General features: G+C 67.6%; 24 protein-coding genes and 3 pseudogenes. 4 read left to right on the forward strand and 23 right to left on the reverse strand.

From position 1 onward, the window contains the following. Window positions 1-417: 417 nt before the first annotated feature. On the forward strand, window positions 418-1,209 hold the full coding sequence (locus OG738_RS40740; protein WP_329056992.1) for an IS630 family transposase: 792 nt from the start codon (window positions 418-420) through the stop codon (window positions 1,207-1,209). 248 nt (window positions 1,210-1,457) lie between these two features. On the opposite strand, the gene OG738_RS40745 is transcribed toward OG738_RS40740, so the two are convergent. The 9 genes and pseudogenes from OG738_RS40745 to OG738_RS40780 form a co-directional block, all read right to left on the reverse strand. After that, complete coding sequence (locus tag OG738_RS40745) at window positions 1,458-1,697, reverse strand: hypothetical protein (RefSeq protein ID WP_329049108.1); 240 nt, start codon at window positions 1,695-1,697, stop codon at window positions 1,458-1,460. A 231-nt stretch (window positions 1,698-1,928) separates the two neighbouring features. Continuing rightward, complete coding sequence (locus tag OG738_RS40750) at window positions 1,929-2,114, reverse strand: hypothetical protein (protein WP_329049109.1); 186 nt, start codon at window positions 2,112-2,114, stop codon at window positions 1,929-1,931. Window positions 2,115-2,292: 178 nt separating this feature from the next. Next, window positions 2,293-3,099 carry an IS110 family transposase gene (locus OG738_RS40755; RefSeq protein WP_329049110.1) on the reverse strand — a complete coding sequence of 269 codons (807 nt, stop codon included), beginning with the start codon at window positions 3,097-3,099 and terminating at the stop codon, window positions 2,293-2,295. Between the two features lie 355 nt (window positions 3,100-3,454). Then, window positions 3,455-4,579, reverse strand: coding sequence for an IS701 family transposase (locus OG738_RS40760; protein WP_442875948.1), 1,125 nt, complete (start codon window positions 4,577-4,579; stop codon window positions 3,455-3,457). Window positions 4,580-4,906: 327 nt separating this feature from the next. After that, window positions 4,907-5,131 (reverse strand): hypothetical protein, encoded by a 225-nt coding sequence (locus OG738_RS40765; RefSeq protein ID WP_329049112.1) that lies wholly within the window; start codon window positions 5,129-5,131, stop codon window positions 4,907-4,909. 505 nt (window positions 5,132-5,636) lie between these two features. Next, on the reverse strand, window positions 5,637-7,070 hold the full coding sequence (locus tag OG738_RS40770; protein ID WP_329049113.1) for an MFS transporter: 1,434 nt from the start codon (window positions 7,068-7,070) through the stop codon (window positions 5,637-5,639). Continuing rightward, complete coding sequence (locus OG738_RS40775) at window positions 7,067-7,465, reverse strand: hypothetical protein (protein WP_329049115.1); 399 nt, start codon at window positions 7,463-7,465, stop codon at window positions 7,067-7,069. The genes OG738_RS40770 and OG738_RS40775 overlap by 4 nt, the downstream gene beginning before the upstream one ends. Window positions 7,466-7,523: 58 nt before the next feature. Continuing rightward, window positions 7,524-7,952, reverse strand: a pseudogene (locus OG738_RS44820) (NAD(P)H-binding protein); the annotation flags it as partial. Window positions 7,953-8,062: 110 nt separating this feature from the next. Further along, on the reverse strand, window positions 8,063-9,115 hold the full coding sequence (locus OG738_RS40780; protein WP_329049117.1) for an RNA polymerase subunit sigma-70: 1,053 nt from the start codon (window positions 9,113-9,115) through the stop codon (window positions 8,063-8,065). Window positions 9,116-9,297: 182 nt separating this feature from the next. Between OG738_RS40780 and OG738_RS40785 the strand changes: the two genes are divergently transcribed. Both OG738_RS40785 and OG738_RS40790 read left to right on the forward strand, forming a co-directional pair. After that, window positions 9,298-9,705: a tautomerase family protein gene (locus tag OG738_RS40785; RefSeq protein ID WP_329049118.1), complete on the forward strand. Its 408-nt coding sequence runs from the start codon at window positions 9,298-9,300 to the stop codon at window positions 9,703-9,705. A 76-nt stretch (window positions 9,706-9,781) separates the two neighbouring features. Further along, window positions 9,782-10,117 carry a hypothetical protein gene (locus OG738_RS40790; RefSeq protein WP_329049119.1) on the forward strand — a complete coding sequence of 112 codons (336 nt, stop codon included), beginning with the start codon at window positions 9,782-9,784 and terminating at the stop codon, window positions 10,115-10,117. Between the two features lie 331 nt (window positions 10,118-10,448). On the opposite strand, the gene OG738_RS40795 is transcribed toward OG738_RS40790, so the two are convergent. From OG738_RS40795 to OG738_RS40810, 4 genes are read right to left on the reverse strand one after another with little or no spacing between them, the layout of a single operon-like run. Continuing rightward, window positions 10,449-10,799, reverse strand: coding sequence for a hypothetical protein (locus OG738_RS40795; protein ID WP_329049120.1), 351 nt, complete (start codon window positions 10,797-10,799; stop codon window positions 10,449-10,451). After that, entirely contained in the window at window positions 10,771-11,175 is a 405-nt protein-coding gene (locus OG738_RS40800) for a hypothetical protein (RefSeq protein ID WP_329049122.1), read from the reverse strand. Before OG738_RS40800 ends, OG738_RS40795 begins: the two co-directional genes overlap by 29 nt. A gap of 2 nt (window positions 11,176-11,177) precedes the next feature. Next, window positions 11,178-11,546 (reverse strand): hypothetical protein, encoded by a 369-nt coding sequence (locus OG738_RS40805; protein ID WP_329049124.1) that lies wholly within the window; start codon window positions 11,544-11,546, stop codon window positions 11,178-11,180. Beyond that, entirely contained in the window at window positions 11,543-11,848 is a 306-nt protein-coding gene (locus OG738_RS40810) for a hypothetical protein (RefSeq protein WP_329049125.1), read from the reverse strand. Before OG738_RS40810 ends, OG738_RS40805 begins: the two co-directional genes overlap by 4 nt. Before the next feature lie 257 nt (window positions 11,849-12,105). Here OG738_RS40810 and OG738_RS44825 point away from each other — a divergent pair, with 257 nt between their 5' ends. Next, window positions 12,106-12,396 (forward strand): transposase, encoded by a 291-nt coding sequence (locus OG738_RS44825; protein ID WP_442875842.1) that lies wholly within the window; start codon window positions 12,106-12,108, stop codon window positions 12,394-12,396. Window positions 12,397-12,645: 249 nt separating this feature from the next. Here the strand turns inward: OG738_RS44825 and OG738_RS40815 are convergent, their stop codons facing one another. From OG738_RS40815 to OG738_RS40855, 10 genes and pseudogenes are all read right to left on the reverse strand, one after another. Continuing rightward, a complete protein-coding gene (locus OG738_RS40815; protein WP_329049127.1) occupies window positions 12,646-12,981 on the reverse strand; it encodes a hypothetical protein in 336 nt (111 codons plus the stop codon). Further along, window positions 12,974-13,876: a Hint domain-containing protein gene (locus OG738_RS40820; protein WP_329049129.1), complete on the reverse strand. Its 903-nt coding sequence runs from the start codon at window positions 13,874-13,876 to the stop codon at window positions 12,974-12,976. Before OG738_RS40820 ends, OG738_RS40815 begins: the two co-directional genes overlap by 8 nt. A gap of 407 nt (window positions 13,877-14,283) precedes the next feature. After that, window positions 14,284-14,469, reverse strand: a pseudogene (locus OG738_RS40825) (RHS repeat-associated core domain-containing protein); the annotation flags it as partial. A gap of 79 nt (window positions 14,470-14,548) precedes the next feature. Beyond that, window positions 14,549-15,064 (reverse strand): hypothetical protein, encoded by a 516-nt coding sequence (locus tag OG738_RS40830; RefSeq protein ID WP_329049131.1) that lies wholly within the window; start codon window positions 15,062-15,064, stop codon window positions 14,549-14,551. Between the two features lie 201 nt (window positions 15,065-15,265). Beyond that, a pseudogene (locus tag OG738_RS44830) lies at window positions 15,266-15,586 on the reverse strand (hypothetical protein); the annotation flags it as partial. 520 nt (window positions 15,587-16,106) lie between these two features. Beyond that, window positions 16,107-18,227, reverse strand: coding sequence for a xanthine dehydrogenase family protein molybdopterin-binding subunit (locus OG738_RS40835; RefSeq protein WP_329049133.1), 2,121 nt, complete (start codon window positions 18,225-18,227; stop codon window positions 16,107-16,109). Then, window positions 18,224-19,201: an FAD binding domain-containing protein gene (locus OG738_RS40840; RefSeq protein ID WP_329056994.1), complete on the reverse strand. Its 978-nt coding sequence runs from the start codon at window positions 19,199-19,201 to the stop codon at window positions 18,224-18,226. Before OG738_RS40840 ends, OG738_RS40835 begins: the two co-directional genes overlap by 4 nt. A 12-nt stretch (window positions 19,202-19,213) precedes the next feature. Beyond that, entirely contained in the window at window positions 19,214-20,038 is an 825-nt protein-coding gene (locus tag OG738_RS40845) for a 2Fe-2S iron-sulfur cluster-binding protein (RefSeq protein ID WP_442875843.1), read from the reverse strand. A 143-nt stretch (window positions 20,039-20,181) separates the two neighbouring features. Continuing rightward, window positions 20,182-21,381, reverse strand: coding sequence for an AraC family transcriptional regulator (locus OG738_RS40850; protein WP_329049136.1), 1,200 nt, complete (start codon window positions 21,379-21,381; stop codon window positions 20,182-20,184). Further along, window positions 21,378-21,530: a hypothetical protein gene (locus OG738_RS40855; protein ID WP_329049138.1), complete on the reverse strand. Its 153-nt coding sequence runs from the start codon at window positions 21,528-21,530 to the stop codon at window positions 21,378-21,380. The genes OG738_RS40850 and OG738_RS40855 overlap by 4 nt, the downstream gene beginning before the upstream one ends. Window positions 21,531-22,327 lie beyond the last annotated feature (797 nt).

The following is a 22,327-nucleotide window of genomic DNA, read 5'->3' on the forward strand; positions in this document are numbered from 1 at the left end:
GCCCCGAGGTCATCGGCCCGAGCAAGCGGTAGCCACGTCATACAGGTGAAATCCAATTGCTTGCAGAAGCCTGCGACGCGATCATGGGCCGGTGTCTGGATAGGTGCGACTGGAAGGGGTGAAGTCCGGGCTCCGTAGTGCCTTCACCTGGCGCGGAGACCGCACAGACCAGCATCGCTATGCCGACGTCGCAGGCTGGTGGCGTCGACCCAACCTGCTCGGGCAAGTCGGCCCCGCGCTGGCGCACTTGTTCGCCGGTGAGCAATCCACGGTCGTCCTCGGGCCGGAGTCCCGTGGCTGCCTCCTGGGACCACTGGTTGCCCTGCGCTTCGATGTCGGGGTTCGTCGAGGTTCGCAAAGACCACGTGGCGTCGACCAGCTAAGTTCGGGCCGGCCGCCCGTGATCAGATCTGCCGCATCGCTGCCTGCAAACCGACCGAGCTGGGGTTGCCGTTCACGACCTGGAGCCTGGCCAAGCTGGTCGACTACCTCGCCGAGCGCGCCTGGATCAGGGCGAGCACCGAGACCGTCCGGAAGATCCTGCGCGCGGAGGGTGTGTCGTGGCAGGCGACGAAGACCTGGAAAGCGAGCAAGGACCCGGACTTCGTGGCCAAGGAGACCCGCATCCTCGACCTCTACGACCACCCGCCCGCCGACGGACGGGTGATCTGTGTCGACGAGTTCGGTCCGCTGAACCTGCAGCCCCGTCCCGGTCGCGGCTGGTTCCCTCGCGGCCGACCGGCCCGCCTGCGCGCAACCTACACCCGCACCGGCGGGGTCCGGCACATGTTCGCCGCGCTCGACCTCGCCACTGGGCAGATATTCCACCGGTTCCGTGACCGCAAACGCTGGCCGCAGTTCCTCGACTTCTGCAAGCAGCTGCGCCGCCGCTTCCCGGCCGGGAAGATCTACCTGGTCTGTGACAACTACGGGCCCCACGGCAAGGCCGAGGTCGTCACATGGTGCGCAGCCAACGACATCGAGCTGGTCTACACACCCACCAACGCCTCCTGGCTGAACTGGATCGAGTGCGAGTTCACCGCGGTCCGCTACTTCACCCTCGACGGCAGCGACTACCCCAGCCACGCCGCCCAAGAAGCCGCCATCGCGGGCTACTTGCGCTGGCGCAACCGCCACTGCCACCCGAAACGCCACTTCGCCGTCAACTCCAAGATCCGCCGACCGGATTACCTACCCAACGTTGCTTGATACGGCACTAGCGTCCACCGCACGGCCTGCAACGAACGGAGCGAGGTCGTCCCACCATTCGCTGGGCCAGGTATCGGCGACGGCCTGCAGGACCTCGACCCAGCGTTCACCCTCACACACATACTGGTGCAAAGCATCGACCGCCGCGGAAACGTGTGTCCGGGCGAGGGCGGCCAGTACGTCGACGCTGTGACCGAACCGGTTGCCGTCGTACCCGGTGTTTCGCCCGGCTCGCCAGAGCTGTTCGATTACCGGGTCGATGGACAGCTCGACGTCGAGACCAGCCGGGCGAGGTAAACCGTCCGCTCGTCGACCTGCCGGTCCCACCGGTAGTCCCGGCGCACACAATCCAACACCAGTTCCGGTGCGACCCGATGAGCCGCGACCCAGGCACCGGCCGCGCCGCAGCCGCGTTGCAGCGCTCCATGCAACGTCTTGGCAGGTGCGTAGTACCAGTGGTCGTTCCCGTCATCCGCATCGTCAGCCATCCTGGCCAGTGTGAGTCAGCGCGTGCCCTGCGGCCAGCGAATTCCGAGAGCCCGTGTCCGGCCGGCGGCGCAGGACCTGGTGGATCTGATCTCGGCTGAGCAGGTTCGCAGCGCCGAGGCTGAATTGCTCGACGCGGCCAGGGTGATTCTGCGCGAACTCGCCGAGGTCGGCACGGTCGTCGATCCGGAGTCGTGTTGACCACGCACCGGCCGGGCGACCCTTGGCACGCCTCACGTCGTTCTGGCGAGTGCGCGTACCAGGGCGCGCAACCAGTCTTCGTAACCGTCACTCGCATACCCGTGCTCGGAGATGAGGAACGCAGACGGTCCGGCCGAGCGAATCAGCCGGTCGAGGACCGGCAGCACGATGATCTGCAACGAGAACGGCTCGGCCCTGCGGCCGATCTCAGCTTCCACTGCCCGTACGACTGCGCCTTCTCGCCCGCGCGCCGCTGCCCGGAACGTCTCGATCCCGGCCCGCTTGCGAGCCGAATGCCATGCATTCGCCTCGACCCACCGTCTGCTCACCACCTGCCGCAGCACCGGCTAGCCGGCAAGACCTCGAAGTCCGGTGGACTGAACCTGCTCAGCTCAGTCATGCCCGGCGGTGCTCGCCGCTGGAAGACTCCGCGGGCACCAGCCCGACGTAGGCGCCGATCGAGGCACCGGTGAACCGATGCCAGTCCCCGATCTCGGTCGCCAGACCGAACGCAGTCAACGTGCTCACTCCGCGCAGGCAGCCCAGCCGCCCGACGACCGGCGCGAACTCCGGGGTCGCGGCCAGCTCGGTGATCGCGGCGTCCAGCCGGAACCGCCGAGCCTGCGTACTCAGCGCCGCGTCGTAGGCCTCCTCGAAGGCCAGCCGGACCCCGACCCGGTCGAAGCTCAGCGACCGCAACCAGACCTCGTGCGCCCCAGTCCATGCCGTGCCGTCGTAGAGCAACCCCTGCCGCAGCAACAACTTCGACAGTCGGTGCCGTGCCCGCATCAGGTCCCCGCGGACGTCTTCACGCGCCCGCACCAGATCTCGTGCCGCTTCCTCGGTCTCCCTGGGCACCCGCACCGCGGGCAGTTCCCCGATCCGCAGCAGCCGCGCCAGGCGCTCGGCGTCGCGGCGGTCGGTCTTGACCCGATCACCGGGAGGTCGTTCCAGCTTCGAAGGCGCGACCACCACGCACCGCACCCCGGCCCGTTCCAGAGCCCGCGCCAGGCCGAACCCGGTCGGACCGGCCTCATACGTCACCGCCGCCGGAGCGGGCAGCGCACACACCCACGCCACCACCGCCTCGGTCTTCGGCGACAGCCGCAGCGACCGGATCTCTCCGGCCTCGTTGTCGATCGCGCAAGCCACCACCGATCGGGCATGAACATCCAACCCGACACACGTACGCTCGATAAACACCGGCGCCTCCCGTAAATCGCGGCTCTACCACCACCAAATGTGGCGGCAACCCGCGCCAACTTACGAGCGAGGCGCCGGCCCTTCCATACGGTCTAGCGCTTGACACGAGTCCGGACGCTGGCTGGCTTCATAGGCTCGGGAGAACCTCGAGTCGAGCGGACGAGTGACGCAGAGTGTGCCTAATACGGCAGCCGCAGTCTGGGATGTTTGTCGCGTTGTCGCTGGTAGTGGCCGTGGCGGGCGCGGGTTTGGTGGCGTCGTCGCCACAGTGACCAGTGATCGGTGTGTTCTGGTGGGTGGACGGGGTCGGTGCCGGTGGCCAAGAGTCGTCTGATTTCATTGCAGGATAAGGGAATTAACTGTTCTGCAGTGTCGGAGGTGCCCCCTTTTCGATGCGGGACCGTTCATCGTGGGCGGTGGTGGCGAGGAACGCGGCGGCGAGCATGGACAGGGTGATGTGCCGGTACCACGCCTGGTATTTGCGGACCTGGTAGTGGTCCAAGCCGGTCTCGTTCTTGGCGAACTGGAACGTTTCCTCCACCGCCCAACGGGATCCGGCGACCCGGACGAGCTCGGCAACGGGGACGGGGTAGGTGGAGTGGCAGATGTAGTAGGCCAGCTCGGTGGGTTTGCTGATCGAGCGGCGAACCAGCAGCTGATGCCCGCCGGTGGTGGCGGGGTCGAGCAGCAGCCAGTCGTAGAGCCGGTGTCCTTTGCTGCCGATCCCGGCGGAGAGGCGTTGCCAGCCCTTGCGCGGTGCCGCAGCGGCGAGCTCGTCAGCCCGCAACGTCCCGGCCGGGGTGCCGAAGCGGTGATCACACGAGATGGCCATGACGTAGTTCAGTCCGGCCTGTTCGCACCAGCTGCGCAGTCCGGGGTTGTCGCCGTAGGCCTCGTCGGCGGTGAACCACTCGAGGTCGGAGCCGGTGTCGAGCAGCCGTTCCAGCATCCGCTGGGCGAGCTGGGGTTTGGTCGCGAACGTCACGGTGTCGGCGATCCCGGCCTCACGGCAGCGCTCGGGATCCTCGGTCCACGACTTGGGCAGGTAGAGTTCTCGGTCGATCAACGCGCGTCCCTTGACCGAGACGTAGGTCAGGAACACGCCGAGCTGGCAGTTCTCGATCCGTCCGGCGGTGCCGGAATACTGCCGCTGCACTCCGGCGGATTTGGTGCCCTTCTTCAGGAATCCGGTCTCGTCGGCCACTGCGACCCCACTGCGGTCGCCGAGGTGGGTCAGCACATGGCCGCGCAGATCGTCGCGGACCGCGTCGGCGTCCCAGCGGTAGAAGTTCAGCAACCGTTGCATACCGTCGGGGCACAGGTCGCCGGCCTGCTCAGCGATCGTCCACGAGTTCTTCCGCTCCGCCTTCGACAGCAGCCCCAGCACATACATCCGGGCCCGCCGCCGTGAGTCCGCCTGCGCGAAACGCCCCGCGACCAGCGCGAACACGTCATCGAACCCGGCCTGCCACCGAGCCAGACGATCATCAACTACAGTTCTCGACGCGGCCACCGCGTCTTCTTCGAGATCCAACACACCTTGAAGTCGATCACGCGGTGGCCGCCTTCATGACCACGACACGCCGCCAGGTCACACACTGCGGCTGCCGTACTAAATCAAGGACGATTGTCTGCCGCCCCGGGAGAACCATTCAGCGACCCATGATCATGCGACTCAGCGAGCGACAACCGGGACCCGAAATTCCGGACGCTCACCAGCTCACGGGCAACCAAGCGGATTCTCTACATCTCTGCCGGGTGAGAATCGTCGACCGCGACAATTCTCACCCGGCAGCCCGCTTCGGTGTCAGATGTACCAGTTGACAAGGGTGGGGAGCAGGCTGTTGGCCTTCACGCGGACCATCGGTTCGGCCAGCACGTTGCCCCACGGGACCGTCGCATGGCCCGACAAGCCGCAGCCGATGTCGAACCAGCGTCCCTTCGGGTGGCTGGCGTCGAAGCCCCAGCCCTGCACACATGCCATTTGGTTGTTGGTAACAGTGAAGCTGTAGCCCTGGGTGCGCCCGGGCATGCCGAACACGTTGCAGCCCGAGTGGGACGCGGGACTCCATGTCGCGGGTGCCCCGCCGGCCTGGTGGGCTCCCGTGCAACTGCTTGCAGTCTGCGGCGCGGCCTCAGCGGCAGTTCCACCGCCCATCAGCAGGCCCGCCGCGACCGTGGCCGCCGCGAGCGCCCCCACCCTAGCGAATGAGCGGGAAGCAAAATCAGCATTCATAGTTCTACCCTTCCAGCAACGAGGTGATTGACTTCGGCGAGGCGCCGGACATCGAAAACAGTATCCAGCTGCACACTAAATGCCATACTTTGAAGAGAAACTTAAGGTTGAATTGAGGTCCTGAAACCAAAGGCACGATGAAGTGCGCCGCCAGCCCTAAAACCGTCTGTCGGTCATGTTCAGCTTGAATGCAACTTGTCGAAGAGCTCGCAGCTTTCCAGGACAGCGGTCAATGATCACCAGGCACGGCATCGGCAGCCGAGGTCAGTGCGCGAAGTCGGCGTGCTCGATGGGGTCATGGTCAGCGAGCGCCGTGCAGGTCCGGCTCGGTTCGCGGCGGGTCGCTCGGTGTCGGACCTGCGGGGCTGCGGGCGGCACTCGGCAGGAAGACGGAGACGACCGCCCCCACGAGTGCGGCCGCGCCGGCGCCCAGCAACGCCGGCGTGTAGCCGTCGCTGAACGCGGCGGCCGACCCGTAGCCTCCGGCCGCGGCGAAGACCGCGCCGAGCACGGCGACCCCGAACGCGCCGCCGAGTTGCCGGAACGTGCTGTACACGCCGGAGGCCGTGCCCATGTCGGGCAGATCGACCTCGCTGACCGCCGAGCGGGTGAGCACCGGGATGGCCGCGGCGAAGCCGACTCCGGCCAGGCTCATCGGCACCACCAGCGCCGCATACGCGACGCCGGGATCCGAAACCCAGCCGGTCCAGCCCATGCCGACGGCCTGCAGCAGCAGCCCCGCCACCGCCAGCCTTCGCGCCCCGACCCGGTTGGCCAGGGCACCGGCCAGAGGCGCGACGAGGAACGGCGCCACTCCCCACGGCAGCAGCCGCAGAGCCGCGTCCAGCGGACGGTGCCCCAGGGCGATCTGCTGGAACTGCGCGGTCAGGAACACCGCGCCGCTCATCGACGCGTTGAGGAAGAAGATCGCGGTGTTGCCGGCGGAGAACGCCCGGAACCGGAACAGCCGCAGCGGGATCATCGGCGCCGGAGCACGTCGTTGCCAGCCGGCGAACACCGCCGCGAGCAGCAGGCCCGCGACCAGCGCGCCGACCACCTCGCCGCTGCCCCAACCGGCGTCGCCGCTGCGGATCAGGCCGCACACCAAAGCCAGCACCGCAGCGCTGAGCAGGACCAGCCCCGGCAGGTCGGGGCGCCTGACGGGGCCGCGACTTTCGGCGAGCCGGGTCAGCACCAGCGGGATCGCCGCCGCGGCGATCGGCACGTTCAGCCAGAAGATCCACTGCCAGCTCAGCCCCTCGGTGACCGCGCCGCCGATGATCGGGCCGAGCATCGCGCCGAGCCCGGTGACCCCGCCGTACACCCCGATCGCCCAGCCGCGCCGCTGCGGCGGGAACGCCGCGTTCAGCAGTGACAGCGCCATCGGCATGATCACCGCGGCGCCGGCCCCTTGCACTACCCGTTCGGCGATCAGCCAGCCGATCGACGGCGCTTCCGCGCAGGCCGCCGACGCGAGCCCGAACACGCCCAGCCCGATCGCGAACAGCCGGCGGCGCCCGAACCGGTCGCCCAGCACCGACGCGGTCATCAGCAGCGCGGCGAAGCTGAGCGAGTACGCGGTGACCGTCCATTCGAGATCCGCCAGCGACGCACCGAAGTCACGCTGGATGGCGCTCAGCGCGGTGGCGACCACCAGCATGTCCAGGATGACCATGAACGAGCCGATGCTCGTCAGCGCCAGCGCCCAGGCGCGATCGCGCGAGGTGGCGTTCACCGCGCCGGCCCGGTGAACTCGGCCGAGTGGGCGTGGGCGAAGCCGGCGAAACTGGTCGGGCTCACGCCGAAGGTGTGGTGCGCGGCCACCTCGATCCGCGTTTCCGGGGTGCGCCGGCGCTCCCTGAACTGCTCGTCGAACAAATCCACCATGTGCGGCGGCAGGCCTGCGGCGGTGTAGCGGCGCCGCTTCTCCTCGAACGTCACGTCGACGTAGCGGAACGGCCGGCCGGTCGCGGCGGAGATGCGCTCGACGATCTCGGTCATCGTCAGCGCTTCCGGGCCGGTGATGTCGTAGGCCCGGCTTTCGTGGCCGTCCGCGGTGAGCAGCCCGGCCGCGATCGCGGCGACGTCGGCGACGTCGACCGGGGACAGCCGGGTGTCGCCGATCGGCATCACCAGCTCCCCGGCCGCGGCGTCCACCCCGGTTGATCGAGCCGGGCAGGTAGTTCTGCATGAACTGACTGGGCCGCAGGTGCGTCCACGCCAGCCCGGATCGCTCCAGGTACCGCTCGATCTGGCCGTGCCAGCGGGTGCCGCGGAACACGTCCTGGTCGAAGCCGACGCCGGCTTCCCGGCCGGAGAACTTGACCACGTGCCGCACGCCCGCTGCCTGCGCGGCGTCGATGAAGCTGATCTGCGCGTCGACCATCTCCTCTCGCGGCGACGAGATCAGCAGTGCCCGCTTCACCCCCTCCAGCGCCGGGGCCAGCGCCGAGCGATTGCGCAGATCGCCCTCGACCACCGTGACACCGGGCAGGCCGGTCAGCTCCGGCGCGCGTGCCGCGTCGCGCACCAGGGCCCGCACCGGCACATTCGCCCGGGCGAGCGCCTCGAGCACCGCGGATCCGGCTCTGCCGGCTGCGCCTGTCACCAAGATCATTTCTTCTCCTTGTTGCGATTGTTCCGAGGGAACGGCCGGTCGGCGACGGGCGTCGCCGACCCCCGCGCGCCCCGGCGAGGGGGTCTGGCGCGGCTGTCGGCAGGGGTGGTTCAGAGCTCGGCGGGCAACCCGCACAGGGGGAACAGCCGCGGCAGGTGGAAGAGGGTCATCTCGCTGACCGCGTCGTCCTCGACGGTCAGCACGAGCAGCGCGAACGCCCGGAAGCGGGCCTGCTCGTCCCGGATGTAGACACCGAGTGCGGGCTGCCGGTTCGCGGCCGTCGCCAGCGCGCGCATGCCGCCGGCCATGCCGGGGGTGAAGGCGTGCGAGGCGAGGAACGTCGTGACCGACTCCCGCCCGTCGTACCACGAGGTCGTCGGCGGCATCACCAGGCGCGCGTCCGCCCCGAGCAGGGCGGCCACCGCGTCGATGTCGGTCCGGTCCCACGCGTCGACCATGCCCGCCAGCAGGGACTTCTCGACCTCGCCCAGGCGCGCAAGCGCCCGGTGATCGGTGTCGTCGCGCACCCAGCGCCTCCTGAGCGTCTCCCGGGCGCGCTGCAACGCGCTGTTGACCGACACCACCGTCATGTCCAACGCGGTCGCCGTCTCCTTCGCGGACCACTCGACGACATCACGCAGGATGAGTACTGCGCGCTGCCGTGGGGGCAGGTGCTGGATCGCGGCCAGGAACGCCAGCTCGGTCGCCTCCCGGCGGACCAGCATCGCCTCGGGATCCACCCCCGCGGCGACGACGTTCTCCAGCAGCAGGTCCGGGTAGGGCTCCAGCCACGGCAGGTCCGTCGCGGGCCCCGGCCGGGCCAGCGGATCGGCCGGGCCGGCCACCTCCGGCGGGGTCACCCGCCGCGGACGCCGGCGGAGGGCGTCGAGGCACGCGTTCGTCGCGATGCCGTAGAGCCACGCGCGGAAGGTGGACCGGCCCTGAAAGCTCGCCCGTTTCGTCCACGCGCGCAGAAACGTCTCCTGGACCAGGTCCTCCGCGTCCTGCGTCGCCGCCATGAACCGGTAGCAGTGCAGGTGCAGCTCCGCGCGGTGGCGTTCGACGAGCGCGGCGAAGGCGGCCTCGTCCCCCGCCAGCCCGGCCGCGAGCTCGTCGTCGTCCACCGGTTTCCGCCGTCCCGGCGGGCTCGTCACATCGGTCACCAGCGCAGCACCTTCTTCTTCGCGAACTTCAGCCTATGCACGTATGACGCACCCGGCGTCGCGAACTCACCGGTTCCGGGAAAACCGGCCGAGACGAGCGAATCACCGGTGAGCCGGGCCGCCTCGCCGCGTCACACCTGCTGAGGGCCTGCTCCCAGGTCCCACCCGAGAGGAGACCTCCCATGCCGCAGTTCTTCGTCGAAGCACCCGCCGGTATCCGGCCCGAGGCCAAGCAGACGATGATGCGGGACATCACCGCGGCGATCGACGAGGCGTACCGGATTCCCGACGTGCGCATCTGGCTGCGCGAGTACCCCGCGGACAACGTCGCCCAGGACGGCCGCGCCGGAGCCGAGCCGATCCGGCCCCTCTGCTTCCTCGAGGCCCCGGAGCTGCACAGCGTCGACGCCCGCCGCACCCTGTCGAACAAGATCCACGCCGCCGTCCACGAGGCCTACGACGGGCTGGCCAACACCGCCGAGACCCTGATCCTGATGAACTTCTACCCCCTGGAGAACGCCGGATTCGCCGGTCGCATGCAGTCCGACAACCCGCAGATCGTCGCCGCGGTCACCCAGCTCAACGCCTGACGCCTGGGCCGCGCGGCGCCCTGGGCGTCGCGCGGCTGACCCACACCGAGGAAACACCGCCGAAGGAGCACCCACCATGCGCGACGTCACCATCGTGCGATACCAGACCCACCCCGAGACGGCCGAGGAAAACCAGCGGCTGATTGAGCAGGTGATGGCGGAACTCAACAACCGGGACCCGGGCGGGATTCGCTACACGTCGTTTCGACTCGACGACGGGGTCACCTTCGTCCATGTCGTCGTCAACGAGGACGACAGCGATCCACTGTCGCGGTCGGCGGCGTTCACCACGTTCCAGACGGGCTTTTCCGAACGCCACGTGAGTGCCACCCGGACTCGGAACACCGCTACCGTCATCGGTTCCTACAACTTCTTCGCTCACGGTTCGCGCGGCCTGACGCGGAAGGAGTGATCAGACGCCCCGACCGGCGCATCGGCGACGGCGGCCGCACGCGGGCTTCCCGAGCGCTTGTCCAGAACCTGCGCGGTCTCTGCGGTGCTCAGCCCGACGATCTCGCGCAGGACGACAGCCTGGAGCTGCGGCTCAAGCACTTCGAGGCCTGCGTCAAGCGCAGGCGTGGAGCCTCCACCAGCGAGCATGTCCTGGGCTCGCCTCGCTCGAAGATCGTCAACGATCTGCGCCGGCGCCGGTGGCTGGGCCAGCACGCGTTCGGGTGCCGACGGGCCGCACCCGGTGAGCAAGCTCGCCGACACGAGCGCCACACAGCTCAAGACCGTTGACCTCATGCGGGAGCCGCTGTCGGGTCGACGCGCCATTGCTTCTCGTTGTCCATTCCGGAGTTGGCGGGCATCGGGGGCATGTCGGGAAAGTCGGTGTCGCCCTGCACGAGGGCGGTGGCTTGGGCACGGAAGTCGCCCAGCGTGGAGACAGCCTGAGCGAACAGTCCGTTGATGGAACTGATGAGGGCGGCGAAGGCGTCCACGACCGCGTCGACGACGTCCTTGGACGTGAAGACGTCCACGATCGGGATCGCCGAGGTCACGATCGCCACGATCGTCTTGTAGCCGAGCTTGCCGAGCCCGACAGCGCAGGTTCCAATGAACTCAATGGCTTTGCTGTAGGTCTCGATCACGCACCCGGCGATCCCGGAGAGAATCCCGGACATGCCGCCGACGACGTCTTGCTGTTCGCCCAGCGCCTTCCCGACGGTGCCGGCGTAGGTGCTGAACTGGGCGGCGGCCCGACCCACTCCAGGTGCCCGCCACCGCCTGAACGGCGCTGCCGATCTCGTCACCGGCGTCGGCGAGGGTGTGGTTCCTCGCGAACTCCATGGCCATGTCCTGGACCTGGAACGCATTACCCAGCAGCTTGTTGCGGACGTCGTCGAGCAGCTGGATGATCTCGCCCCGGCCGAGCAGTTCGGCGATCCTGCGGATCTTCCCGTCGGCTTCGTCGGGATAGGGCTGCGGCGCCGCGGCCGCGGCCGGCGGGACAGTCGGTGCGCTCATGGTCAGTGCATCCCCCGCTCCAGGTCGTGCAGACGCTCGAAGTCCGCCTCGTCCTGGCTGTCGTAATAGTCGGCGGCTTTGTCCAGCGCCTCGGCGAACTGCCCCAGCTGCATCGCACCCTTGTCGGTCTTGCCGCGGATGTGGGCAATGGCGTCGTTGAACTTCGCCACGACACCGGCCTGCGCCCCCAGCATGCCCACGTCATCCTCACGCAGGACCACCTGCGCCAGGTCCTCGTGACCGAACTTGATCACCTTGTCGCGCGCAGCGAACACGTCGTCGGTCGCCGCGCGCAAGGCCTGCGGGTAGACCTCGAAACCCGAACCGGCCGCGGCGGTACCGAAAGGGTTGGCGAAGTTGCCGTCGCTCACCGGCCCTCCCCCGCCGCGTCGTCGATCATCGACCGACGTCGGGTCACGGCAGCCGATTCGGCGTTGGTAATCGCGCGCTGGACGTGCCCGGCGAGACTCGCGCCGGTCTGCCCGGCGACCGCGTCCCGGTCGAGGTCAACCGAGACCAGGCCACCCAGTCCGTCGACGGTGACAGTGCCGAGGCCTGCACCGATGGTGAGCACCAGCGGCAGGGCCTCCCCGGTCTTGGCCGCCCGCTCCACCGCGACCACCCGCGCATCGATCTCCTTCGTGAGGTTGTACAGCGCCTCTTCGGAGTTCACCAGCGCCCACCTCCCGATTCCGGCTCGTCAGTCAGGAAATCCAGCTCCTCGAAGTTCTCCTCCGCTTCCGCCTCAGCCGCGCGCCGGGCGGGCACTACCGCGGCCGGCGGGCGCTGGGGCACGGCTGCAGCGACCGGCGCCGGTGGCGGTTGCTTGCCGAACAGGGCGTTCAGCTGCGGCAGCGCCGAAGCAGTGACCGCCTCCCGCTTTCCGGACAGTGGGCCTAATAGGGTCCGGTCTGGAATGGAGGATGGTTAATGCCAGAACGGCGTCGGAAGTTTTCTCCCGAGTTTCGGGATGAAGCGGTCAAGATGGTGATCGAGGGGAATCGTCCGATCGCGCAGGTCGCTCGGGAACGGGGATCAACCCGGGCACGCTCGGGAACTGGGTCGCGCAGTATCGGAAGACGCACCCGGTGGAAGAGGAGCCATTGTCGGTGTCCGATCGTGCCCGCCGCAGGAGGAAGCCGCCGCGGGAACGCGCTGGCCATCTTCGCGAGTTCACCTCGAGCGACCTCGGATTCCGCGGAAGTCGACGTGTCGCCTTAAGCCCAGCACCCTGAGCGCTTCGCACGCCGCGCGCGACCACCCAAACTGCCCGAAGCAGCATGAATCAACCAGCCCGCCGACCAGCCGAAACCAGCGATCTAAACACAACCTGACTCACTTGCTTGACAACTACCGCTTATCCCGTAGCACCGAGGAATTTCAAGAGCACCAGCTCCGATAGCACTCAAATTTGCCAACATCCATCGCCGACGCCATTTGCACTCCCCACGGCGGCACGCCCTTATCTATTCACTTTTGAGCCTGCGCGTTCCCTTTGTCCGTGTTGGTCATCCAGCAAGCCTCGCCAAATGGCTCCCAGCGGAGTGATTTACACACAGCTACCACTCGCGCTACTACCTCTTCTGGAGTCCCTTCCCAGCGCTCAAAGCCCGCATCTCCGATATCACCGGCATCCATGAGACCTTGCCCTATTAGCAACTCAATCATGCGAACGGCAAGATCCTGGAAGTCCGCCGCCTCAGTGGCTGCCATCTCGCGCGCCAACCCGATTACCCGATCAACTGGAACCCAGTCGTCCAAGCCCTCAAATAGAACTTCGCGAAGAGCCGTTTCAATACTATTCATCGCCGATATGCACCTTCAGACCTTTAGAGCCGGGTGGAAAGATATCAACTGTCTCATCGCCGGACTGAGAAGCGGTTCGCCACTGCATGACCGTGCCATCGTCGAGCCGGTAGACATCAGGAATCTTGGCACCACGGGAAGGAAGACGCTGGGCACCGGCAGTCCAGCCGTCGAACATACCGCGTAGTTCCTGAGCGTCACCCACCGTCCGCACATGGCCTTGCTTGCCGGCAGCAAGGTTGTCGAACTCAGAGCGCCAATCGCACAGACCGGCATTGTGGACAAGGACCGCCGTTTCGCCAACGATCACATAGTAAGTGTGAAGATCTTCGATGGTGAGGTTGTAGGTTCGATTGACTGCAGCATAGCGGCGCAGAGATTGAACCGCGATTTGACCTCCGCCGGGCGTTGAAAGATGGTCTCCAACCCTAAGATCCGCGGCGTCAGTCCATGTGCGGGTCGTCTCATCCCAGAAGCGGTGGTGCGCGGTCGTGGCGATAGCGCGCGGCCCAGACGACGTCCCAACCGTGACGTCGACGAAGTCGTGGTCGTCCTCGGTGATGTGCAACGCAGCGACCACGTGGTGCTCGACGAAGCTATCGTCCGGTTCGGAGTTCCTGACCTCGTCGCCGACCTTGACCTCGGCGATCGGCTTGCTGGTTCCATCGGCCATGAGCACCGGCGTGTCGCCAGTGAAGCTGTTCTTTCCAACGCACGCCGCTGCCGCGCTGTCACCGCCGACTGCTTCCGCGGCGATCTTCGCCGCGACGAGAGAACCGCTGTAGTCCCCCAACGCACCCGCGCCGGCACCGGCTGCGACGGCGCCACCGGCCCCGACCGAGCCTTCGATTCCAGCAATCGCTCCGACGACAGCCTCGCCGCCGAGGCGCGCCACCCAGGCACCCGTAGGTATCGAAACGAGGAATCCCACCACGTCGAGGGTCTCTTCGAGACTGGGTGGCGACGGATCACAGGCGCGAACATCAGGGAACTCGTCACAGAACGCGCCGCGGCGAACTGGTCATAGTCAGGCGGTCGCCGATCCGCCGGCTGCAACGACCAGTTGGCGAACTGGGTCTCCCACTTCGACCGCCGCTGCGCCGGCGACATCAGATGGTTCTCTCGGCCGACAAAAGCCGGATACGTCGATCGGGTCTTGTGCGTCACGGCGTTCAACCAGTTACGGGCAACACCGACGTTGTAGCTGTATGCCCGGTCCCAGGCGGCCGGACTCATGGTGCTCATCGCGGCAGAACCGACATACGCAGGACGGCCGTCGATCTGCAGGACCATGCCCGTCGGGTCGCTGAACGACACCAGGCTGTTGTTGCCGTAGCTGTAGGCGTTCAGCGCCTGCGAGTCGCTCGTGTCGAGCACGGGGTCCGCGGTCATGAACCGTCCGGCCAGCGGGTCGTAGTCCCGAGCACCGATATGGGTGACCCCGGTCGTGTTCTGGTACCCGCCGAGGAAACCGTGCTTGTCCGGCACCCCGAATCAACTCCAGAGAAAGCTTGCACCAATCATTCAGTGATGCCACTCGGTACGTCGGACCGATAGACAGACATCACTAGTCAAGATCGATCACACAGTCTCTTGAAAATATTGCTGCCACAATCTCATCCTTGAGTAATTCGCGATCAATATACGGTCTTTCACCAGTTCGCACCGCGCAGAACGTAACATTGCCCGTAAAATAGTTGGCGTCAAAAAGCGTCGGGGAAACTGAGATGTAAGCAGACATTTCGATATCGGGAAATTGGTGCTGTTGCACATGGAGAGCGCGCCAAGCGAAAGCAATTCCCCGCCGCAATAGCTTAGGAACGCGATCGTTTCGAACTTCAGTTAGATCAAGGTCAGGTATTCCACGGCCGTTGACAGCCACCTCGTAGTCCATTATTTGAGAGAATGTCAACCTGTCACCGTGGTAGCTGTCGTACCAGCACGACAATAACACGGCTCCATCGATGATCCGCCATCCTTGCCTCACCACTGCATCCAACTCGGGTGTCAAATCATGTCGACGAAGCGTGCGCAGGACGTGCAGTCCACCAACCGCTTCCGCTTCGGCACTAAGCCATGACACGCCTTCCAACTCCTCTGCAGTGGTGCGTCATCCGCACGTTCCGATTACCCGACTAAAGACATCCGACGCCCGGGTGATGGCCTTCTGATAACCAGGAATCTTCGCCAACTCCCGCTGAATGGAGCGCGGCATCCCCTCAAACTCACCCGTAGACGGGTTGAACTGATACTTTGGAGCGTTCGCGGAATTGACATCTCTGATCTACTCCTGAAAATGCATCTGCTTCATCCCATTGCGAGACTCGATATCAATTCGGTATGCCCCGCGCTGCCACACGGTATAACTCTTGCCATTGAGATCAATGGGGTCGCCACCCTCGTTGTGCACAAGGACAGGCGTATTGCCTGCAAGCACATAGTAGGTATGGACGGTGCTTACTGTGAGTTTGTAGGTGCGATCGACAGCAGTGTATCGACGCACATCTCGCACCGCAATCCGACCATCGCCCGGTGTGGACAGCTGATCGCCGAACCTCAGGTCGGTAGCGTCGGTCCAGGCGTCGGTCGTCGTGTTCCAGAAAGGATGATGCGCCGTGCCTCAACAGGCCTGCTGGCGACAGTCTCTCACCAATTACGGTGGAGCAAATCTGGAGCACAGCCACGGAGCCAACCGCATTCAACTGCACTGGACCGCGCTCAACGGCAGCCAACTGCGCCACGCGACCAGCAGGTTCTCCATAACCGCAGGTCAGAGCCATGATCGGCCCACACTGGCAGTGAGGGGGTCAGGGGTTCGAGCCCCTTGGCTCGGAGCAGGCTGTGACTCTATTCCCTTTCACCTAGCAGGGATCGCCGTGCTGCTGGACGCGGTCGAGGACGTCGGCGGCGGTGAAGACCAGCTGACTGACGTGCATGCCCGACTCGACCTCGGCCCAGGTGATCGGTGTCGAGGCGTCGGGTGGTCGCGGCAGCGCACCGCGCTCAGCGCGGCGTCGCCGGTCAGGTGCCCGAACCGGTCTGACGATGCGCTGGACGCTTTCGACGGCCGCCTTTGCTGCTCGATTCCTGACAAGGACGGGTCGGGGGCCGGTGACGGCCAGACCTCACCCAGCACGAAGTTCGTCTGCGACGACAGTGGCCTGCTCCAGCACGCGGTCGAGGCGGATCGGCAGGACCCGCTGGCGCGTGCCGGTGGCGTGCCACACAGCGTTGGCGATCGCCGCTGCGGTGCCTGCCGTGCCGATCTCGCCGAGGCCGTTGAACCCCGACGGGTCCTGGGGTTCGTAGTCCGGCACGAAGTCGGCCTCGATGTCGGGTACGTCGGCATGCGCGGCGATGTGGTAGCCGGCGAAGTCGCCGTTCGCCAGCCGGCCGGTGCGGGGGTCTCGCACGCTCTCCTCGTGCAGGGCCATGGCCAGCCCCATGATCATCCCGCCGACCACCTGGCTGCGTGCCAGCAGAGGATTGATCACCCGGCCCACGGCGAACATGCCGAGCAGCCGGCGTACCCGTACCTCGCCGGTGGCCGGGTCGACGGTGACCTCCGCGAAGACGGCGCTGTAGGTCTGGCGTTCCGTGTCCGGCTGGAAATCGATCCTCGTGGTGGTGTCGACCGTCGCGGTGATCGGCCGGACGGGATCGTCTAGGTTCTTTTGCAGTTCCTTCGCGGCCTCGGTGATGGCGAAGGACCAGGACGTCGTGCCGCGTGAACCGCCCGCACCCCACGCCATCCCGAGATCGCTGTCGCCGATCCGGATGCGGATCCGCTCGGTGCTGACTGCCAGCGCGTCGGCGGCGACCGCGGTCAGCGCGGTACGGGCGCCCGTGCCGATGTCGCTCGCCCCGACCGACACCGTGAACGTTCCGTCCGTCTCCGCGGTGATCGATGCCTTCGACGGGAACACCCCGGCGCTGAACGACGTGGTGGCCATGCCGCTGCCGATCAGCAGCGGGCCCTCGCGCCGGCGGCGGGGATGCCGGTCGCGCGCCGCCCAGCCGAACCGGCGCGCGCCCTCCCGCATGCAGGAGACCAGGCGGCGGGTGCTGAAGGGCTTTCCCGAGACGGGCGTGACCTTGGGCTGGTTGCGCAGGCGCAGTTCCAGCGGGTCCATGTCCAGCCGCTCGGCGACCTCGTCGATCGCCGACTCCAGGGCGAACGAGCCGGGTGTCGCGCCGGGCCCGCGCATCGAGGCGGGCGGCAGGATGTCGAGGGGCACGGCGGTGAGTTGCGTGCGGATCGCCGGCGCCGAGTACAGGATCTTGGCCTGCTCGGTGCACCACTCGATGTACTCCGAAAGCGGCGAGAGGGCGTAGGCCGCCCGGTGGTGGATGGCTCGCAAGCGGCCGTCGGCGTCCGCGCCGACGGTCATCAACTGGTCCGTTCGAGGCCGCGACGAGGTCGTCTCGAAAACCTGCGCCCGGGTCATGGTGATCCGCACCGGACGTCCGAACCGCCGGCTGGCCATCGACGCGAGCACCACCTGCGGGCCGCAGGCGCCCTTGCCGCCGAAACCACCGCCGACGTGCTCGGAACGAACGTGCACCCGCTCCCGGTCGAGGGACCACAACGCGGCCAGGACCTCGGACACGCTGAACGCTCCCTGGTTGGAGTCCACGGCGTACACGTGGCCGGAGTCCCACCACACGGCCGCGGCGTGCGGCTCCATGGCGCAGTGGCTCTCCTCGGGAGTGCGGTACCGCTCCTCGACCACAACCGCGGACGCCGCCAGCTCCGCACTCAGGTCGCCGATGTCCGCCTCCGGGCCGAAGGCGGTCGACGCCGGCCGCGCGGCCGGGTGTTCCGGACGCAGGTCCAGATCGTGCGGTTCGATGTCACAGGTCACCCGCAGCGCCGCTGCCGCCGCTCTGGCCTGCTCGGGCGTTTCCGCCACCACCAGCGCGAGGGGCCAGCCCGCGTATGGAATCGCCTCGTCCTGCAGTAGCCGGAGGCTGCCGTCCGGGCCGAAGTAGTTGCCGGCCTTGGGATTGAGCCGGGGTGCGTTGCGGTGGTCGAGTACCCCCAGCACGCCCGGCATACCGAGCGCGGTTGACGCGTCGATGTTGCGGATCCGGCCTCGGGAGACGGTGCCGGTCACCATCCAGCCGTGGGCCAGGTCCGGCATCGGCATGTCCGCGGCGTAGTGGACAGCGCCGGTGACCTTGAGCCGGCCCTCGGCCCGGGGGCGTGGCGCGCCGACGGCGCCGGGAGTGGAGCTGGGGCTCATCGGTTCTTCTCCGTTCCACTGAGTTCACCGAGCGCGGCCTCGACCAGGTTCCGCGCCAATGTCACCTTGTATCCGTTGTCGCGCAACGGATCGGCTCCGCTCACCGCCTCCTCGGCGCAGGTCCGGAGCCGGTCGGCGGTGGGTTGGGCACCGCGGAGCAGAGACTCGGCGGAACTGGCTCGCCAGGGACGCGACGCCACACCGCCCAACGCGATACGTACGTCGCGCACCACGCCGTCGCGGATGTCGAGCACGGCGGCGACGGAAACGGTCGCGAAGGCGTACGACGCGCGCTCGCGGACCTTGCGGTAACGCGACGGCAGGCCCGCCGCGGACCCCGGCAGGACGACGGCGGTGATCAGCGCGCCGGGTGGCAACGCGGTCTCGCGGTCCGGCCGGTCACCGACCGGCCGGTAGAACCGTGACAACGGGATCTCACCGGCGCCGTCGAGCGTCTCGTAGCGCACGATCGCGTCCAACGCGGCGAGCGCCACCGCCATGTCCGAGGGATGGGTCGCCACGCAGTGCTCGGAGTGACCGAGTACCGCGTGGTTGTGGTGCACTCCCCCGATCGCGGCACACCCACTGCCGGGCACCCGCTTGTTGCACGGCTGGGAGAGGTCGGCGAAGTAACCGCAACGGGTCCGCTGCACCAGGTTGCCCCCCACCGTGGCCATGTTCCGCAGCTGGCCGGACGCCCCCGCCAAGACGGCCTGGGTCAGCGCCGGGAACCGGCGGCGCACCTCGGGATGCGCAGCCACGTCGCTGTTCGTCGTGGTCGCACCGACGACCAGCCCGCCGTCCGGTGTGTCGCGAACACCGTCGAGCGGGAGCTGTCGTACGTCCACCAGCCGGGTCGGCTCCTCGACTCCGCACTTCATCAGGTCGACGAGATTCGTGCCCCCACCCAGGTACCGGGCGCCGGCATCGTCGGCGACCGCGGTGAGCGCGTCGCGGACCTGTGCCGCGCTGATAGGCGAACTCCCTCACACCGCACCTCCGTCGCGTACCGCGGTCTCGAGCACCGCGCGCACGATCGGCGGGTACGCCCCGCAGCGGCACAGGTTGCCGCTCATCCGCTCGCGCACCTCTGCCTCGTCCAGTTCCGGCGCCCGGTCCGGTGCGTCGCCGGCGGTGACGGCGCTGGGCCAGCCCGCGGCGTGTTCGGCGAGCATCCCGACCGCCGAGCAGATCTGTCCCGGGGTGCAGAAACCGCACTGGAAGCCGTCCAGGCGCAGGAACGCCTCCTGGATCGGCCGCAGCTCGCCCTCGGTGGCCAGTCCCTCGACGGTCGTGACCGAGGTGGTGTCGGCGGCGACTGCGAGGGTCAGGCAGGAGACCACCCGCCGGCCGTCGCACAACACCGTGCAGGCGCCGCATTGCCCGTGGTCGCACCCCTTCTTCGGCCCGGTGAGGGCGAGGTCCTCCCGTAACGCGTCGAGCAGGGTCCTGCGGTTGTCCACGGACAGCCGGTGGGTGATCTCGTTGACTCGCAGCGATATGTCGCTGCGGGTGTGATCGGTCATCGCCGTCCTCTCAGGCTGACAACAGTGCGTGCGGTCGTGCCGGGATCGCGGGGCCGCCGGCAGAAGTAGACGAACGGCGGCGGTACCGGACGCCCGCAGCGCGCGCATCCCGCGGGACAGGGCGAGTTCCGCCGCGGCCGTCATGAGGGAGGACTTGCCGACACCCGGTTCGCCGCGGATCAGCCGGACCCCGCCGCCCTGTCGCACACCGTCGAGGAACTCGGAAATCCGTGCCGGCTCATCGTGACGCCCGAACAGTTCGACACCGGCCACCCCATACCTCACTCGCCCGTCGTTGCTTGTCGGCCACCAGCCGACCGCGAACCGTCTTCAGGTGCTCTGTTCGCGCAGGCTATAGCGAGTCCCCCGCGGCTGGGCCCGTCAGCAGGGCAGGCGGGCAGGATCGGACAAGAAGTCGCGAGTTCTGCTCAACCGTCGCGACGAGTGCCGGATGCGCCGGTCCGGACGTTCGTGGCCCGGCGGACCGCGTCTCGGCGCGGCGGGTCACCGAACTGGCGGCGGTACTCGCGGCTGAACTGGGCGGGGCTCTCGTAACCGACCTGACGGCTGATGCCGGCGATGTCGCCGGGATTCGCGGCGAGCAGCAGCCTGGCGCGCTGCAGGCGGATCTGCTTCTGGTACTGGATCGGGCTCATCGAGGTGACGGCCTGGAAGTTGCGGTGGAACGCGGAGACGCTCATGCCCGCCCGCTGCGCCACCTCCTCGACGCGGAAGGGCAGCGCGTAGTTGTCGCGGATCCACTGGACGACCCTGGCGATGTGGCTGAGATTGCTGTCGGGTAGACCGAACTGACGCAGAATGGCGCTCTGCTCACCGGTGATCAGCCGCCAGATGATCTCTTGCTTGATCAGGGGCGCGAGCACGGGGATGTCGCGGGGGTGGTCGAGCAGCCGCAGGAGACGGACGACGGCATCGAGCAGTTCGGCGGAGGCGGTGCTGACGGCCAAACCGGCCGGCGCGTCGGGGGCGAGTTCCGGCAGTTCCCCGGCGTCCGCGGCCAGCATCACCTCGGCGACGGCGGTCGGCCGCAGGTCCAGGCCGAAGCCGAGCGCGGGTTCCTCCGGGCCGGCTCGGAGGAATTGCGCGGTCACCGGCAGGTCGACCGAGGCGATGACGTACTCCCCGGCGCGGTGCTCGTACACGCGGTCGCCCAGCGCGAACCGTTTGGTGCCCTGGGCGACGAGGGCCAGCACCTTTCTGTAGGTAGTCGGCGTCGGTGGGGTGGGCCGATCGACACGGAAGATGCGCACGGCATCGATGTCCGTGCTCAGATCGGGCCGAGCGTGCCGGGCCAGCAAGGCACGCAACTCGTCGAGCGGCATGGTCATCATTGAAGCACCGCACAGCCCGAAGCCCACTAACCCGGGGAGCGGCAGAAGCGTGGTCTCATGGAGATGGGCTGGATTTCGCAGGACCACCACAACCAGGATCCACGGGCTTCCCGGCTGGGCGGAGCAGTCTTCGGCGGCGTGGTCCCTGCGTACGGCCAGCAGCGCAGCCTTTGTGATCGGCTCGGATCCGGAGAGGATGGCCAGCTGGCGCTGGTGGCGTAGCGCCCGTCCGCCAAAGCCTTCCTCGATGGCCTTCGACGCCCGCGCCGCCGTCACGAACCCAGTAGCTCCGCGGCCTGGTCGAACAGGCTGTCGCGGTCGGGCAAGCCGGTCTTCTGTAGCAGGCTCGCGACGTGCTTCTCCGCCGTGCGCGGTGAAATGTGCAGCCGGCCCGCCAGTGCCTTGTTGCCCAGGCGGGCGGGCATCAGCCCGAGTGGGCGGTCAACGTGCCGATGGCAGTGGTGGCCGCGGATCGCGGCCCGACCGAGCGCCCGGTGGTCCGCTCCGTCCTCCGGCACCGCGCGAAGGCCGGGAGGTCGAACCACCGGCAAGGCCGGCTCGGCCTCAGGGGGCGCGGCCGTGTCACGGTGACCACGGTCCCGCCCGACAAAGCCGCGGTCACCAGTAACGCCCACCGTCTGATCCGTTCATGTCCGTCCCCTCCCGGTGGCATTCCACGCCCGTCGGTCTGCGAACCGGGCCCCTCCTTCTCAAGACATGAGCTGGCGCAGCGGCCCGTTGTCGTCAGCGAAGTTGCGGGTGCTCATGGCCTGGACTCCCGCGGTGTGGTCGCCGTTGGACGGAGTGACCGTGCCGGGGCAGCCCGCTTTGACCGCGTCGGCGGGCGAGTTGAACCAGAAGCCGACGTGCAGGTGTGGATCGGGGCGAACGCCGGATTGCTCGCCGCGTCGCCGGGGTGGACCACCGGCGCCGGTGCGGTGTTCGGCGCCACGGCGAAGGTTTCGACGTAGAACCGGCCGATCACGGTGACCGGCGCGGTGCCGTCGTCGCCGGATTGCAGGTCACTCTGGTACCACGACACGCCGAACGGCGCATTCGGCACCTGAGTGATGAACAGTATCGAACTCCGTGTCGGCCGGCAGATGCGAGCCCGCGGTGCCTGGACACTCCACACCGTCGCGGTGATACTCGCCAATACGCGCTACACGGGTCGACAGATCTGGAATCGCCGGGCCGCCGACTCCGAAGGTCCGACGTCAAT

The sequence above is a fragment of the Amycolatopsis sp. NBC_01488 genome (assembly GCF_036227105.1).
Lineage (GTDB): Bacteria > Actinomycetota > Actinomycetes > Mycobacteriales > Pseudonocardiaceae > Amycolatopsis.